We start from the raw sequence: 13,914 nt of genomic DNA, 5'->3' as shown, positions 1-13,914 counted from the left end.
GGGCCGAACGGGTAAGCGGCCCGTTCGGCGCGGGTAACGTGTTGAAAGCCCCGCGCACTGTCCGTACCCTGATCCGTGCCAGGTGCCTGGACGACCACACGGAAGCGAAGGAAGGTTCCATGGAGGACGTGATCGCCGCCAAATTCGGCCCCCCCGTCTGGATGGGCGACCAGATCCGGCGCGATCCCCTGCTGGACCGGCTGGACGCCGCGCTGATGCACCGGCTGACCCTGGTGCAGGCGCCGGCCGGCTATGGCAAGACCAGCATCCTGGCCCAATGGCGCGGACGGCTGGCCCAGCGGTCGGTGCGGGCCGTCTGGCTGGCGCTGGAACGCGACGATTGCGACCTGAAGCGGCTGGTGCGCTATCTGCTGCGGGCCGTGCGGGGGGAAGGCGGGGCGGCGGATGCCCCGGCGCTGGCCGCCGACCTGCCGCCGCGTGCCGCCCTGTCGGCCGTCGTCAACGAACTGGCGGGGGAGGAAGGACCCCTGGTCCTGATCCTGGACGACCTGCACCACGCCCAGGGCGAGGGGGTGGCCGATTTCCTGCAAGCACTGATCCGGCTGGCCCCGCCCAACTGCCATTTCGTTCTGGCGTCGCGCGATTACCCCCGGCTGGGGCAATCGGTGCTGGCGGCAGAGGAACAGTTGCTGGAGATCACGGCCCATGACCTGCGTTTCTCGCTGCGTGAGGCTGAAAGCCTGCTGGCCCGCGCCGGCCGGCCGCTGGCCGCCGATGACGTGGACCGCATCCTGCACCGCACGGAGGGCTGGCCCATCGCCCTGCAACTGACCTCGCTGTCGCTGAAGCGCGGGATCGGCCAGGAGCGGCTGATCGCGCAATCCGGCGGGTCCGGCACCGATCTGGCCCGCTATCTGTCCGAACAGGTGCTGATGGCCCTGCCGGACGAGGTGCGGGAGGTGGTGATCCGCACGGCCCTGCTGGACCGGCTGACGGGTGACCTCGTCAATCTGCTGTGCGACCGGCATGATGGCTGGCTGGTGCTGGAACGGCTGGAACAGCAGGGCGTGTTCCTGACCTCCATGGGGCCGGACCGGCGGGAATATCGCTACCACCAGCTTTTCGCCGAATATCTGCGCGACCGGCTGGAACGGTCGGACGGCCGCCTGTTCGCGGCCCTGCAAAGCCGCGCGGCCGACTGGTTCTCCCAGCGCGGCCAGGTGGCGGAGGCCGTGGCCCACGCCATCCCGGCCGGCGACGACACGCGCCTGGCCGAGATCCTGGAGGAAGCGGGCGGCTGGCGGCTGATCCCGCTGGGCCTGCAAGGCGTGCTGGAACGCGGGCTGGCCCGGCTGTCGGGCGCCCTGGTGCATACGCGCCCCCGGCTGGTGCTGGCGCATGTTTATCTGCTGATGAAGCAGGGGGAATTGGGGGCCGCGCGCGTGGCCTTTGACGCCTTTGCCCAACGGGCCGACGAAACAGCCCTGTCGGCCGACCTGCGCACGGAAATCAGGGTCGTGGGCGACACGCTGACCGATTACGAGAACCAGCCCGTCACCTTCGACGACCTTCTGGCGCGCGAGGCGCTGCTGCGCAAGCTGCCGGCCAACGATCATCTGATCCTGGCCAACATCAACGAGACTTTGGCCGCCAAATATTTCGAGGGTGGTTGGCTGGAGCGCGCCCTGCAGCCCACCCTGACGGCGCGGGAGCATTATCGGGCCTTCGGTTCGCTCTACAGCGACATCTTCACCCGCTTCCTGGAAGCGCGGATCAAGCGGGCGCAGGGCCGGCTGAAGGAGGCGGAGGCCATCCTGAAGGCGGCCCGGCAGGACATCGTGGAGAATTTCGGCGACCATTCCGATCTGGCGGCCAATTGCAACGCCTTCCTGGCCGAGCTTCTCTATGAGCAGGATCGGGTGTCGGAGGCCCGCGAACTGCTGGCCTGGGCACTGCCGCACATGGAACAGTCCGATGGCTGGGTCGATGTCTATGCCGTCGCCTATTTTACCGAGGCCCGCGCCCTGGCCGGGGATGGTGCCTTCGACGAGGCCTGGAACACCATCGCCCGCGCCCGGCGGACGGCGGCCCGGCGGCGCCTGCGGCAATTGGAACTGCTGGCCGACATCAGCGAGGTGGAACTGCACCTGATCCACGGCACGGGGCTGGACGCGGCCGCCATGGCGGCGGAAGCGGCGGGCATCGATGCGCTGGCCGACATGATGATGGCGGATTCCCCCTTCTACCGTCCCGTCGCCGTGGCGGCGTCGCTGTGCCGCGTGAAGCTGCGGCTGCTGGACGGGGCCACCGGTGCGGCGATGGCCGAACTGGCCCGGCTGCGCACCTGGGCCGACCAGCGCGGCGCCGGCCGGCTGCTGATCGATGTCAACATCCTGGCCGCCTTCGGCCACCGCGCCACCGGTTCCCCGGAAGAGGCGCGGACCTGCTTCGACGAGGCCGTGGGCATCGCCATGTTCCAGAACATCGTGCGCCCCTTCGTGGAGGCGCGGCGCTTCGTGCAGGCCGGCCTGGACGCGGCCATGGCCGACGGGGCAGAGGTCGACCGTTTCCGCGGGCAGTTCCTGAAGTCACTCGCAAAATCACTTGCAGCCTGCCGCAACAACATCACCGCCCCCGGCCTGTTCAACGAGGCGGAGGCCGAGGTACTGTTCCTGCTGTGCCAGGGCCACTCCAACAAGGAAATCGCCCGCCTGATCGGCATGTCGCCCGATACGGTCAAGTACCGGCTGAAATCCCTGTTCCGGAAGATCGGCGTCAGCAAGCGCCGTGACGCCGTGCGGGTGTCGGCCGAACGCGGGCTGATACCCACCCGCGGCGCCTGGCCCGCCCGCAACGCCGTGGCCGAGGAGGCGCACAGCGACTGATCCTTACTCCCGATGAACCGTTTTGTCCGGACATTCACCCGTTGGCACGGAGGTGGATTCGCCCCATAATGATATCTTAATATATCATTATGGGTTTAACCAGGGAGGGATACAGTGCCGAATACCGTCATGCCGCGCGTGCCCGTGGAGCAGATGAGCACCCCCATCGCCGAGGCGTTCCATCGCTGTGTCAAGAAGACGGGCGACGGGACCATCATCGAGGTGATGGCCCACAATCCGGAGATCATGCGCTGGTACTTCGACGAGTTCTATGGCGGCGTCTTCTACAACAGGCTGCCAGGCATGCGCCTGGATGTCCGCAGCAAGGAATTGCTGCGCATCAAGCTGTCCAAGCAGCATGGCTGCCGGCTGTGCAACCGGTCCAACACGCTGGACGCGGTGGCGGCGGGCATCACCGAGGAAATGATCGATGTCATCGACAATCCCGCCTCCCCCTTGTGGACCGACAAGGACCGGGCCGTGATCGCACTGGCCGACGAGATGGCCCTGCAGAACATGGACGGCCACCTGTCCGCCGACCTCTATGCCCGGCTGCGGGCCCATTACGACGATGCGCAGATCGTGGAGCTGGGCTTTGTCGCCGCGATCCTGACCGGCATCGCCAAGTGGATATTCACCTTCGACATCGTGGACCGGGAAGAGACCTGCCCCATCAGAAATCCCGCCGCCACGGCGTGACGGCGACGGTCCGGGGGCATTCCGGCACCCCCGGACCCGCAACCGGCGGCGCGCCCTTCATTCCCGGCGCGGCAGCAGCAGCAGCATGGCCGCGGCAACCAGGCCGCCCGCCCCCATCACCAGCGAGACGGGCAGCAGGCCGCTGCCGCCTGCGAACAGGGCCCCGGCCAGCACCGGCCCGATGGCGGACCCGCCGCGTCCCACCCCGATCACGAAGCCGATGCCGCTGGCCCGCAGATGGGCCGGGAAGGTGGTGGCCAGGATCGGATACATGCCGACCACGCCGGCATTGATGAAGAAGGCGGCCAGCGCCACGACCAGCGACAGCCAGAACAGGTCCGTCAGGCCGGAGCCGAACAGGCCGATGGCCAGGAACGAACAAAGCATGGCGCCGACCACCAGGGGCCGCAGCCGCAGCTTCTGCGAGGCAAGCCCGATCAGCACCGCGCTGGCCAGGGAGCCGACATTGGCGGCGACCAGCACCCGGCCGGCACTGGCGGCATCGTGCCCCATGTCCACGACGATCTTGGGCACCCATTTCTGCACGAAATAGAACAGCATGATCTGGGTGAAATAGGCGATGGTCAGCAGAATGGTGACGCGGGCATAGCCCCCCGTGAACAGGGACAGCAGCGAGCGCTGCGACCCGCCGGCCAGGGGGGCCGGCAAGGCGGCCAGCAAGGGCTGGCCCAACCGGGCCAGGGTCCGGTTGACCCTTTCCAGGGCATCGGCCGGACGACGCGCCAGCAGGCTGTCGATGGATTCCGGCAGCAGGAACCAGGCCAGCGGCAGCACGGCCAGCGTTGCGACGCCCCCGAACAGGAAGACGCTACGCCAGTCGCCGCTGCCTTCCAGCAGGGCCGCAGCCACCAGCCCGCCCAGGATGGCCCCGCTGGAATAGCCGGCGATGTTCAGCACGACATTCAGGCTGCGGCGCCGGGCGTTGGAATATTCGGCCACCATGGCGCTGGTCGATGACAGCATGCCGCCGATGCCCAGCCCCGTGGCCAGCCGCGTGGCGGACAGGAAGGCCACGTCGCGCGCCAGGGCCGACAGCAACATGCCGGCCGCCATCACCACCAGACAGGCCAGGATGGTGGGGCGCCGTCCGATCCGGTCGGCCAGGTTGCCGATCAGCACCGAGCCGGTGGCCATGCCGATCAGTTCCATGGACAGCACGATGCCCAGCATGGCCCGGTCGATGCCCCATTCGGCGGCAATGCCGGGGGCGGCGAAGCTGATGGCCAGCACGTCGAACCCGTCCAGGGCGTTCAGGGCGATGCACAGGCAGACCACCACCCATTGCCGCCAATGCATGGGGGCGGCGTCCAGCAGGCCGCTGCCAGCGTCGGTATTGTTGGAAGCCATATCCTTGTCATCCCTCCCGCCATGGCAGGAAGGTGGCGATCAGGCCCCGTCCTGCTTCAGTTTATCGAGCTGTTCCGCCATCACGCCCGCGATTGCCGGCCGCCTGTCCAGGCAGCGGGAGACGGGGCCGACGACGACGATGGAAAGCCGCCGGTGGCCGAAGGGCAGGGCAAGCGCCACGCCGGCCAGATCGGGGATGTATTCCGCATTGCTCTGGTGGAAGCCACGCACCCGCGCGGCCTCCAGTTCCGCCTCCACCATGGCCGGGGTCAGCGGCGTGGTGGGGGAGAACCCGTCGAAGCGGATGCGGCGGTAAAGCTGCTCCCGCTCCCGCACCGGCATCTGGGCCAGCAGGGCCCGGCCGGCCGAACTGGCATGGATGGGCACCAGGCTGCCGGGGCTGGCGAAATAGCGCACGGGCTGGCGCGACTCCTCCACCTCCAGAAAGATGGCCTGTTCCCCGGCGGGGGCGGCGACCAGCACCGTTTCCCCCGTCGCCCGCGCCAGATCGCGGACCAGCCGCCGCACGGCATCGGGCAGGGGGTCGGCGCGCGTCACCCGTTCCGCCAGGTCCAGCCAGCGGGGGCTGGGGTAATAGCCGCCGCGCGGCTGGGGTTCGTAGAGGAACCCCATCTCAGCCAGCGTGCCCAGCATCTTGAAGGTGCTGGAACGTGGCCAGTCCAGATCCTCCGCGATCTCCGCCGCCGTGGCCGGCCGCAGCCGCCGGGCGAAATATTCAAGGAGCTGGAGCGCGTTCGCGGCCTGCCGCACAACAACCATGCCTGGCCTCTGCCAAACGGGGGAAAAGGGACGCCGACGATAGGGGGCCAGGCCCGTTCCGGCAAAGCCCGATCTGCACAGCCCCGTCCCGCCCTTACCGCGCCGTGAAGCCGCCATCCACGGGCAGGGCCACGCCCGTGACGAAACTGGCCTCGTCGGACACCAGCCACAGCACAGCGTCGGCCACCTCTCCCGGTTTCACCAGCCGGCCCATGGGAACCGCGCCGACCACCTTGGCCTCGTTGGCGGCCGCTTCGGCCGGATCGCCGCTGCGGCCCGTGAAGCCCGCCTTCATGGGCGTGTCGGCCAGGCCGGGGCAGACGACATTGACGCGGATATTGTCTCCGGCCAGGGCCAGGGCCAGCGACTTGGTCAGCCCCACCACGGCCCATTTCGCGGCCGAATAGATCGGGCTCATCATCGAACCGACAAGGCCGGAAATGGAAGAGGTGAAGACGATGGCCCCGCCGCCGCGTGCCCGCATGTGCGCCGCCACCTGCCCCGCCCCCAGCGTGGCCGAGGTGACGTTCAGGTCGATCGCCTTGCGATAGGCGTCGATATCCAGGTTTTCCACCGAGGCCGGACCGGGCATGCCGGCATGGGCCCACAGGATGTCGGCCCCGCCCAGGGCCGCCACGGCCTGATCGATGCTGTCGCGCGCGCCGTCCGGTGTCGACAGGTCGGCCACGATGGGCACGACCTTGCCGGCGCCGAAATCGGCCACCAGCCGGTCCAGGGCCTCGGCACTGATATCGATGGCCGCCACGCGCGCACCCTCGCGCACGAACCGTTCCACGCCGGCCCGGCCCATGCCGGACGCGGCGGCCGTGACGATGGCCAGCTTGCCTTGAAGACGCATTGCCTTCCTCCCTCAGCTTGCGAACGGGTCAGCGAAGCGCCCGGTCGTCGATATGATCGTGGTGCGGGTCTCAAGATAGCTGTCCAGCGCCTCGATCCCGTTCTCCCGGCCCCAGCCGCTGGTCTTGAAGCCGCCATAGGGCGTGGACCAGCGGATGTAGCGGTAGGTGTTGACCCAGACGATCCCGGCCTCGATCCGGTTGGCCACGCGGTGGGCGCGGCCCGTGTCCGACGTCCACAGCCCGGCCGCCAGCCCATAGGGCGTGCCGTTGGCGATGGACACCGCCTCCTCTTCCCCGTCGAAGGGAATGATGGCGGCGACGGGTCCGAATATCTCCTCCTGCGCGATGCGCATGTCGGGGCGCACGCCGGCGAACACCGTGGGTTCCACGAAATAGCCGCCGGCCAGGTCCGGGCTGTCGATGCGCGACCCGCCCGCCACCAGATCGGCCCCTTCACGGCGCCCGATATCGATATAGGACAGGGTCTTGTCCAGTTGCTGATGGTGCGCCTGCGGGCCCATATGGGTGGCGGGGTCCAGCGGCATGCCCACCCGCACACGCGCCGCCCGTTCACGGAACGCCGCGACCACCCTGTCATAGACGGGCCGTTCGACCAGGATGCGCGATCCCAGGGCACAGCTTTGCCCGCACAGCGCCCAGGCCGATCCCGTGGCGGCGTTCAGCGCCTGCTCGATATCGGCATCGGCGAAGATGATGTGCGGCGCCTTGCCGCCCAGCTCGAAGCTGAACCGCTTCAGCGTGTCGGCGCCGGTCTTCAGGATGGTCTTGGCCGTGGCGCCCTCGCCCGTGAAGGCGATCTTGTCCACGCCCGGATGGGCAACCAGATGCGCGCCGGCCGCCGGCCCGTCGCCGGGCACGACATTGACCACGCCGGGCGGAAACCCCGCCTCCTGGAACAGCCGGGCCAGCGCCAGGGAGGAGGCCGGCGTCTGTTCCGCCGGCTTCAGCACCACGGTGCAACCCGCCGCCAGCGCCGGCCCCAGCTTCCAGGTGGCCGCCATCAGCGGCACGTTCCAGGGCGTGATGGTGCCCACCACCCCCACCGGCAGGCGGGAGGTGAAGGCATGCACGCTGTCATCCATGGGGATGGTGCGGCCCGACAGCTTGTCGGCCAGGGAGGCGAACCAGTGCCAATATTGCGGGTGCAGCCCGATATCCCCGCGCGATTCCCGTACCGCCCGGCCATTATCCTGTGTCTCGATGCGCGCCAGGGCGTCGATCTGCGTGGCATAGAGATCGGCGAAGCGGCGCAGGATGGCTGCGCGCTCCCATCCCGGCATGCGACGCCACGGGCCCTCGAACGCCGCGCGGGCGGCCGCCACGGCCCGGTCGATATCCTTGATGCCGCCATAGGCCACATCGCCCCAGACCTTGCCCGTGGCAGGGTCGATGCTGCCACGCACGCCGCCATCCAGCGGCACCGTCCATTCGCCATCGATGAAAAGCCGGTCGAACCGGAAACTGTCCAGCATCGCCCTCCCCCTGACAATTTATCTCTGTATAGGGATAAATTTGTCCATATATGGGGATCGGTCAATCATCCAAGCTTCCTGATTCGGTGGGGACCAAGCGCCGCCACCCGTCAATGTCCGGTCCCCTCCATGCCCGGCCCCGTCACCAGCCCCGTCACCAGCCCCGTCAGTGGAAATTGCGCCCTTCCCCGAACACCCGGGCGGGCAGGGCATCGGGCAGGGCCGCGTCATTGGCCGACAGGCCACCCGGCTGCAGGCTGCGCAGGTGGGATGACAGGTCGATCAGCTTTTCGGCCACGATATGGATCACCTCCCCTTCCCGCTGCAGCCGCCCGCGCACGCCCATCAGCGCCGCCGTCATCAGGGTGCGGCGGTGGCGTTCCATGACGGATGGCCAGACGACAAGGTTGGCGATGCCCAGTTCATCCTCCAGCGTCACGAAGATGACGCCCGATGCCGTGCCCGGCCGCTGGCGCACCAGGGTCAGGCCCGCGACATCGACGCGCGACCCCGGCCGGGCATGGCGCAGCGCCTCCGTCGTGCCCATGCCCAGCCCCGTCATGACGGGACGCAGCAAGCCCATCGGATGGGCCCGCAGCGACAGGGACAGGGTGCGGTAGTCGGTCCAGACCTGCTCGCCCAGCGACAGGCTGGGCAATCCGGCCTCCGGCTCGTCCCCCATATCCACGGGCCCCATATCCACCGGCGGGCGGTTATCGCCGATGCGCCGGGCGCCGTCGGCCGCCTGAAACAGCGGCAGCGGCCTGCCCCCCAGTCGTTTCACCTCCCACAGCGCCTGACGACGGTCCTGGCCCAGAGGGGCGAAGGCATCGGCATCGGCCAGCCGTTCCAGCACGGCCACGGGCAGGTCCGTCCGCCGCCACAGGTCGCGGATCGTGTCATAACCGGTGCCGCGGTCGCAGGCGATCCGGATGGCCGCCTCCTCCCGCAGTCCCTTCACCTGCCGGAAGCCCAGGCGCAGGGCCGGGCCGCCACGCCCTTCCTCCAGCGTGCAGTCCCATTCCGACCGGTTGATATCCACGGGCCGCACCTCCACCTTGTGTTCGGCCGCGTCGCGCACGATCTGGGCCGGCTGGTAGAAGCCCATGGGCTGGCTGTTCAGAAGGGCGCAGGCGAAGATGGCCGGGTGGTGGCATTTCAGCCAGGAAGAGGCATAGGCCAGCTGCGCGAAACTGACGGCATGGCTTTCCGGGAAACCATAGCTGCCGAACCCCTGTATCTGCCGGAAACAGCGGTCGGCATAGGCGGGGTCATAGCCGCGGGCGATCATGCCCTGGATGAATTCCGTCTCGAAGGCGCCGACCCCGCCCGTCTTCTTGAAGGTGGCCATGGCGCGGCGCAACTGGTCGGCCCGGCCCGGGGTGAAGCCGGCGGCCACGATGGCCATGCGCATGGCCTGTTCCTGGAACAGGGGGACACCCAGCGTGCGCTTCAGCACCGCCTCCAGTTCCGGCTTGGGGAAGCCGACAGGCTCCAGCCCGTTGCGCCGGCGCAGATAGGGATGCACCATGTCCCCCTGGATGGGGCCGGGGCGGACGATGGCGACCTCGATCACCAGGTCGTAGAATTCGCGCGGACGCAGGCGGGGCAGCATGGACATCTGCGCCCGGCTTTCAATCTGGAAGACGCCGACCGTATCGGCCCTGCAGATCATGTCGTAGGTGTCCTTGTCCCCCTGCGGTATGTCGGTCAGGGCCAGCGGCCGGCCCAGGCGCTGGGACAGCATCTCCAGCCCCCGGCGCATGCAGGACAGCATGCCCAGCGCCAGCACATCGATCTTCAGCAGACCCAGCGCCTCCACATCATCCTTGTCCCATTCCACGACGGTGCGATCCTCCATGGCCGCATTCTCGATGGGAACCAGTTCGTCCAGGCGGGAACGGGAGATGACGAAGCCGCCCACATGCTGCGACAGGTGGCGCGGAAAGCCCCGCAGGTCATAGGCCAGGTCCATGCAGAGCGCCAGCGTGGGGTCGGACGGGTCCAGCCCGGCTTCCCGCGCCACCCCCTCATGCGTGATGCCATGCCGGTTCCAGCCCAGCCGGACCAGGGCGCCGATGACATCGTCGGACAGGCCCAGCACCTTGCCCACCTCCCGGATGGCCATGCGGGAACGGTAGCAGATGACGGTGGCCACCAGCCCGGCATGGGCGCGACCATATTTGTCATAGATGTACTGCATCACCTCTTCCCGCCGCTCATGCTCGAAATCGACGTCGATGTCGGGCGGCTCCCCCCGCTCGGCAGAGATGAAGCGTTCGATCAGCAACTCGTTGACCGTGGGATCAACCGAGGTGATGCCCAGACAGAAGCACACGGCCGAATTGGCCGCCGATCCCCGTCCCTGGCACAGGATGTCCCGCGACCGGGCAAAGCGCACAATGTCATGCACCGTCAGGAAATAGGGCGCGTAGTCCAGCCTGCCGATCAGGTCGAATTCATATTTCAGCAGGCCGGACACCTTTTCGGGCACACCTTGCGGGTAAAGACGTGTCGCCCCCTCCCAGGCCAGCCTTTCCATCTCCTGCTGCGGGGTCAGGCCGGACGGGATGGGATCGATGGGATAGTCGTAGCGCAATTCATCCATGGCGAAGGTGCAACGGGCGGCGATGGCCGCGCTGGCGGCCAGCGCGTCGGGCCGGGCGGCGAACAGGGCCGCCATGGCTCCGGCCGGCTTTGCGTAATGTTCGGCATGCGGGGACAGGCAGCGGCCGGCGGTGGCCAATGTCCGGCCATGACGGATGCAGGTCAGGATATCATGCAGCCGCTGCCGGTCGGGATGGTGGTAGCGCACGTCATGCGTGGCCAGCAGCCCCACCCCCAGGGCGTCGGCCAGCTCCCCCAGCCGCAGCAGCCGCGACCGGTCATATCCCTGGTAAAGCGGCGCGACAGCCAGATGGAGCCCGGCCGACGGCAGGGCCGCGAACCGGTGCAGTTGGGCCGCCAGAACGGCCAGCCGGTCCGGCGTGGCCCTGCCGTCCGGCGCCAGAACGGCCAGGATCAGCCCTTCCGCCCCGGCGGCCAGATCGGCCAGGGCCAGATGGCATTCCCCCTTGCCACCACGCCGCTTGCCCAGGGTCAGCAGCCGCGTCAGCCGGCCATAGGCCGCGCGGTCGGTGGGATAGCACAGAACCGGCGGCGCATCGGCCAGGGTCAGGCGGCACCCGACCACCAGCCGCAGACGATGCTGCCGGCAGGCCACATGCATGCGCACGGCCCCGGCCAGCGTGTCATGATCGGTGATGGCGATGGTCCGCCGTCCCAGGCCGGCAGCGGCCAGGGCCAGTTCATGGGGATGCGAGCCGCCGCGCAGGAAGCTGAAATTGCTGGTGACCTGCAGGTCGACATAATTGCCGTCCGTCATGCGCATAATCCATGCAGGTACCAGTGCCCCCGGTCGTCGGCCGTGCGGAACAGCCAGAGCCGGCGGCCATCGGCCAGTTGCGCGCGGTAATAATCCCGCGTGGGGCCCAGCCGCGCCCGCCACCAGTCCGGGCGGATGCGCTCCGGCCCTTCCAGCCAGTCCAGCCGCCAGCAGCGGCCACGCCACAGCATCTCCGCCGGTTCCGCCACCTCCACCCGCTCGGGCGGGTGCAAAAGCAGCAGCGGCCGCGGCCCTTCCACCCGCCAGGTGCGGGGGCGCGCGGGCGGCGGGCGGCGGGGCTGGGCCTTGGGCCAGGGCCGGTCACCATCATCCCCCATTGCCACCGGGGTGGAGGCCGGGACCGGGTCGGGAAATCGCATGCCGGAAGGCGCGACCGGGCCTTGCGAACCGCCGCCCGCCGGCAGGAAGGCAGGGTCGGCAAGACCCGCCTCCATCTCCCCGGCCAGATCGGTGGCGGCCTCCGGCCGGTGCGTGTCGCGCGGCAGGGGACGGCCGACCCGTTCCTCTCCCAGCCGGTTGACCAACCGGTCCAGCAGGGACAGCAGCGCCAGGGCGCCGCCCCCGCCCACGGCCAGCCCCGCCTGCTCGGCCGTGAACAGGTCAGTCGAAACGGCCGTCAGTTCCATCATCTCGATCCCGAAACCGGGTTCGATCGTGTCGAACCGTTCCCGGAACAGCTTCAGCAGCGCTGCGGGATCGCGGGCGGGGCGGGCGGCACCGATGGACAGGTCCTGCACCGTGGCATCCGTGCGAAAGCAGGTCAGCTTCAGGCGCCGCACCCCGCGCCCGGCCTGTTCCAGCCGCCGGGCCAGATCCCGCAGCAGGGCCAGCACGGCGGCCTCGATCGCCTCGCGCGTGGCGATGGGTTCCAGGAAGGAACGGCGGACCTGCCAGACCGGGGCCGGGGCCTGCGGGGCCACGGGCTCGGCCGACAGGCCCAGCATGCGGTCCAGCCGCCGGCCGATACCCGGGCCATAGCGGGCCGTCAGCGGCGCGCGCGGCTGGCGATGGACATCGCCCACCCGCACCAGCCCCACCCGCGCCAGATCGGCCACCTGTTCCCCATCCAGGCGCAGGGCCGGCATGGGCAGGGGCAGCAGCAGCGGCCAGGCCCCCCGCCCTTCCGGCAGGACAGGGTCGCTGACGGAAGGGCGGTGCCGGGCCCAGCCCCAGGCCGCGGCCGGCGAATCGCCCAGCCCCAACCGGTGGGTGAAACCGGCCCGGTCCAGCCGGGCACCCAGATCGGCCAGCAGCCCCGCCTCCCCCCCATGCAGATGGGCGGCCCCCGCGATGTCCAGGATCAGGCCGTCCGGCCCGTCGGTCGCTGTTTGCGGCGTATAACGCTGCGCCCACAGCGCCAGCCGGACCAGGGCCGCGCGGTCGCCCGCCGGATCGGCGGGCATGGCCGTCAGCGACGGTGCCAGGGCGCGGGCGTCGGCCAGCAGCAATCCTGCCCGCAGCCCGTCCGCCTCGGCCAGCCCGTCGACGGCATGCAGCCGGATGCCGCCCTGCCCCGCCAGGGTCAGGGCCAGGGGACCGGCAGGCCCGTCCTGCCTATTCCGCCGCCGCCACTGGTCCGTCGGCCAGCGGCTGAGCCAGACGGAGACGAAACGCCGCGTCATCCCACGCAACCTCCCACGAACCCGATCCGCCGCCGCGTGCCCGCAGCAGCGATACCTGCCAGCGCGGCCAGCCCCCTTCCGCCTCATGCAGGGGGCGGCCGCGCGCCGACACCACGCGCCAGCGCGTCAATGCCGTGGAAGGCGGGGGGCGGGCCACCGGCGGCAGGATCAGCAGGGCCATCATCCCCCCTTCTTCCGCCGCAAGCTGCAGGCGGCGGCCGGCCACACTGCCGGGCAGCACGCCGTCGCCGACCACAGCCGCCAGCGACGGGCAGCGCAGCGCCTCCTCCAGCACCCACAGCGCATCCTCCACCCCGGCCGGGCGCGCCAGGATCAGGCGTGAGGCGTCCAGCCCCACACCGGCCAGCCCCGGCCCATAAGGCATGTCGGCCAGCCCCAGCGGGTCCGATCGGTCGCGATGGCGGCACCAGAGGATGGGGCCGGGTGGCAGGCCCGACAGCAGGGCCGCAACAAACCCATGCGCCGCCGCATCCCCCGGCCCCGGCCAGAACTCATGCAACCCGCCCCGCACCAGCCCACCCCCCGGCAGGGCCGCATCCAGCGCGCCCAGCCCCAGCGACAGGGCCGCGCGCCCCTTGGGGGGGCGCACCCTGTCCATGATGGACAGCCGCTCCCGCAGGGCGGCGATGGTGGGGATCCTGTCGGCCATGGGGCAATTGTTCGTGTTTTGTTCCTGTTTGCAAGCGTTGAATCCGGTGGGCGGGGATGGGGAAGTGGCAATAGACACGGGCGTCCATGCCCCAGATCGGTGCCGTTACCCTGCGGGTCCGCGATTATTGCGCGGCTTGGCTACGCGGCCTATGCCGCGCGGCAGCAGTT

The 13,914-nt window shown here is 69.6% G+C and carries 9 protein-coding genes; 2 read left to right on the top strand and 7 right to left on the bottom strand.

Annotated elements, in window-relative coordinates:
• Positions 1-119: 119 nt before the first annotated feature.
• Positions 120-2,846 (top strand): helix-turn-helix transcriptional regulator, encoded by a 2,727-nt coding sequence (locus ACM9LZ_RS11035; RefSeq protein WP_416619479.1) that lies wholly within the window; start codon positions 120-122, stop codon positions 2,844-2,846.
• A gap of 114 nt (positions 2,847-2,960) precedes the next feature.
• Entirely contained in the window at positions 2,961-3,545 is a 585-nt protein-coding gene (locus ACM9LZ_RS11030) for a carboxymuconolactone decarboxylase family protein (RefSeq protein ID WP_416619477.1), read from the top strand.
• 57 nt (positions 3,546-3,602) lie between these two features.
• Here the strand turns inward: ACM9LZ_RS11030 and ACM9LZ_RS11025 are convergent, their stop codons facing one another.
• From ACM9LZ_RS11025 to ACM9LZ_RS10995, 7 genes are all read right to left on the bottom strand, one after another.
• Positions 3,603-4,913, bottom strand: coding sequence for an MFS transporter (locus ACM9LZ_RS11025; protein ID WP_416619475.1), 1,311 nt, complete (start codon positions 4,911-4,913; stop codon positions 3,603-3,605).
• 39 nt (positions 4,914-4,952) lie between these two features.
• On the bottom strand, positions 4,953-5,693 hold the full coding sequence (locus tag ACM9LZ_RS11020) for an IclR family transcriptional regulator (RefSeq protein ID WP_416619473.1): 741 nt from the start codon (positions 5,691-5,693) through the stop codon (positions 4,953-4,955).
• 94 nt (positions 5,694-5,787) lie between these two features.
• Positions 5,788-6,552 (bottom strand): SDR family NAD(P)-dependent oxidoreductase, encoded by a 765-nt coding sequence (locus ACM9LZ_RS11015; RefSeq protein WP_416619471.1) that lies wholly within the window; start codon positions 6,550-6,552, stop codon positions 5,788-5,790.
• Between the two features lie 12 nt (positions 6,553-6,564).
• Positions 6,565-8,046: an aldehyde dehydrogenase gene (locus ACM9LZ_RS11010; protein ID WP_416619469.1), complete on the bottom strand. Its 1,482-nt coding sequence runs from the start codon at positions 8,044-8,046 to the stop codon at positions 6,565-6,567.
• Positions 8,047-8,212: 166 nt separating this feature from the next.
• Positions 8,213-11,431, bottom strand: coding sequence for an error-prone DNA polymerase (locus ACM9LZ_RS11005; RefSeq protein ID WP_416619467.1), 3,219 nt, complete (start codon positions 11,429-11,431; stop codon positions 8,213-8,215).
• Entirely contained in the window at positions 11,428-13,074 is a 1,647-nt protein-coding gene (locus ACM9LZ_RS11000; RefSeq protein WP_416619465.1) for a Y-family DNA polymerase, read from the bottom strand. The genes ACM9LZ_RS11005 and ACM9LZ_RS11000 overlap by 4 nt, the downstream gene beginning before the upstream one ends.
• Positions 13,007-13,744 carry an ImuA family protein gene (locus ACM9LZ_RS10995; protein ID WP_416619463.1) on the bottom strand — a complete coding sequence of 246 codons (738 nt, stop codon included), beginning with the start codon at positions 13,742-13,744 and terminating at the stop codon, positions 13,007-13,009. The genes ACM9LZ_RS11000 and ACM9LZ_RS10995 overlap by 68 nt, the downstream gene beginning before the upstream one ends.
• Between the last annotated feature and the right edge of the window lie 170 nt (positions 13,745-13,914).

It is taken from the genome of Niveispirillum fermenti (genome assembly GCF_048066175.1).
Classification (GTDB): domain Bacteria; phylum Pseudomonadota; class Alphaproteobacteria; order Azospirillales; family Azospirillaceae; genus Niveispirillum; species Niveispirillum fermenti.
Note: the sequence above shows the minus strand (reverse complement) of the source record. Positions and strands in the feature narration are given on the sequence as shown.

What these genes read in the sequence shown, in the direction of transcription:
- ACM9LZ_RS11035 (WP_416619479.1), top strand. Translation starts at nt 120, where the DNA reads ATGGAGGACGTGATCGCCGCCAAATTCGGCCCCCCCGTCTGGATGGGC.
- ACM9LZ_RS11010 (WP_416619469.1), bottom strand. Translation starts at nt 8,046, where the DNA reads ATGCTGGACAGTTTCCGGTTCGACCGGCTTTTCATCGATGGCGAATGG.
- ACM9LZ_RS11000 (WP_416619465.1), bottom strand. Translation starts at nt 13,074, where the DNA reads ATGACGCGGCGTTTCGTCTCCGTCTGGCTCAGCCGCTGGCCGACGGAC.
- ACM9LZ_RS10995 (WP_416619463.1), bottom strand. Translation starts at nt 13,744, where the DNA reads ATGGCCGACAGGATCCCCACCATCGCCGCCCTGCGGGAGCGGCTGTCC.
- ACM9LZ_RS11015 (WP_416619471.1), bottom strand. Translation starts at nt 6,552, where the DNA reads ATGCGTCTTCAAGGCAAGCTGGCCATCGTCACGGCCGCCGCGTCCGGC.
- ACM9LZ_RS11020 (WP_416619473.1), bottom strand. Translation starts at nt 5,693, where the DNA reads ATGGTTGTTGTGCGGCAGGCCGCGAACGCGCTCCAGCTCCTTGAATAT.
- ACM9LZ_RS11005 (WP_416619467.1), bottom strand. Translation starts at nt 11,431, where the DNA reads ATGACGGACGGCAATTATGTCGACCTGCAGGTCACCAGCAATTTCAGC.
- ACM9LZ_RS11025 (WP_416619475.1), bottom strand. Translation starts at nt 4,913, where the DNA reads ATGGCTTCCAACAATACCGACGCTGGCAGCGGCCTGCTGGACGCCGCC.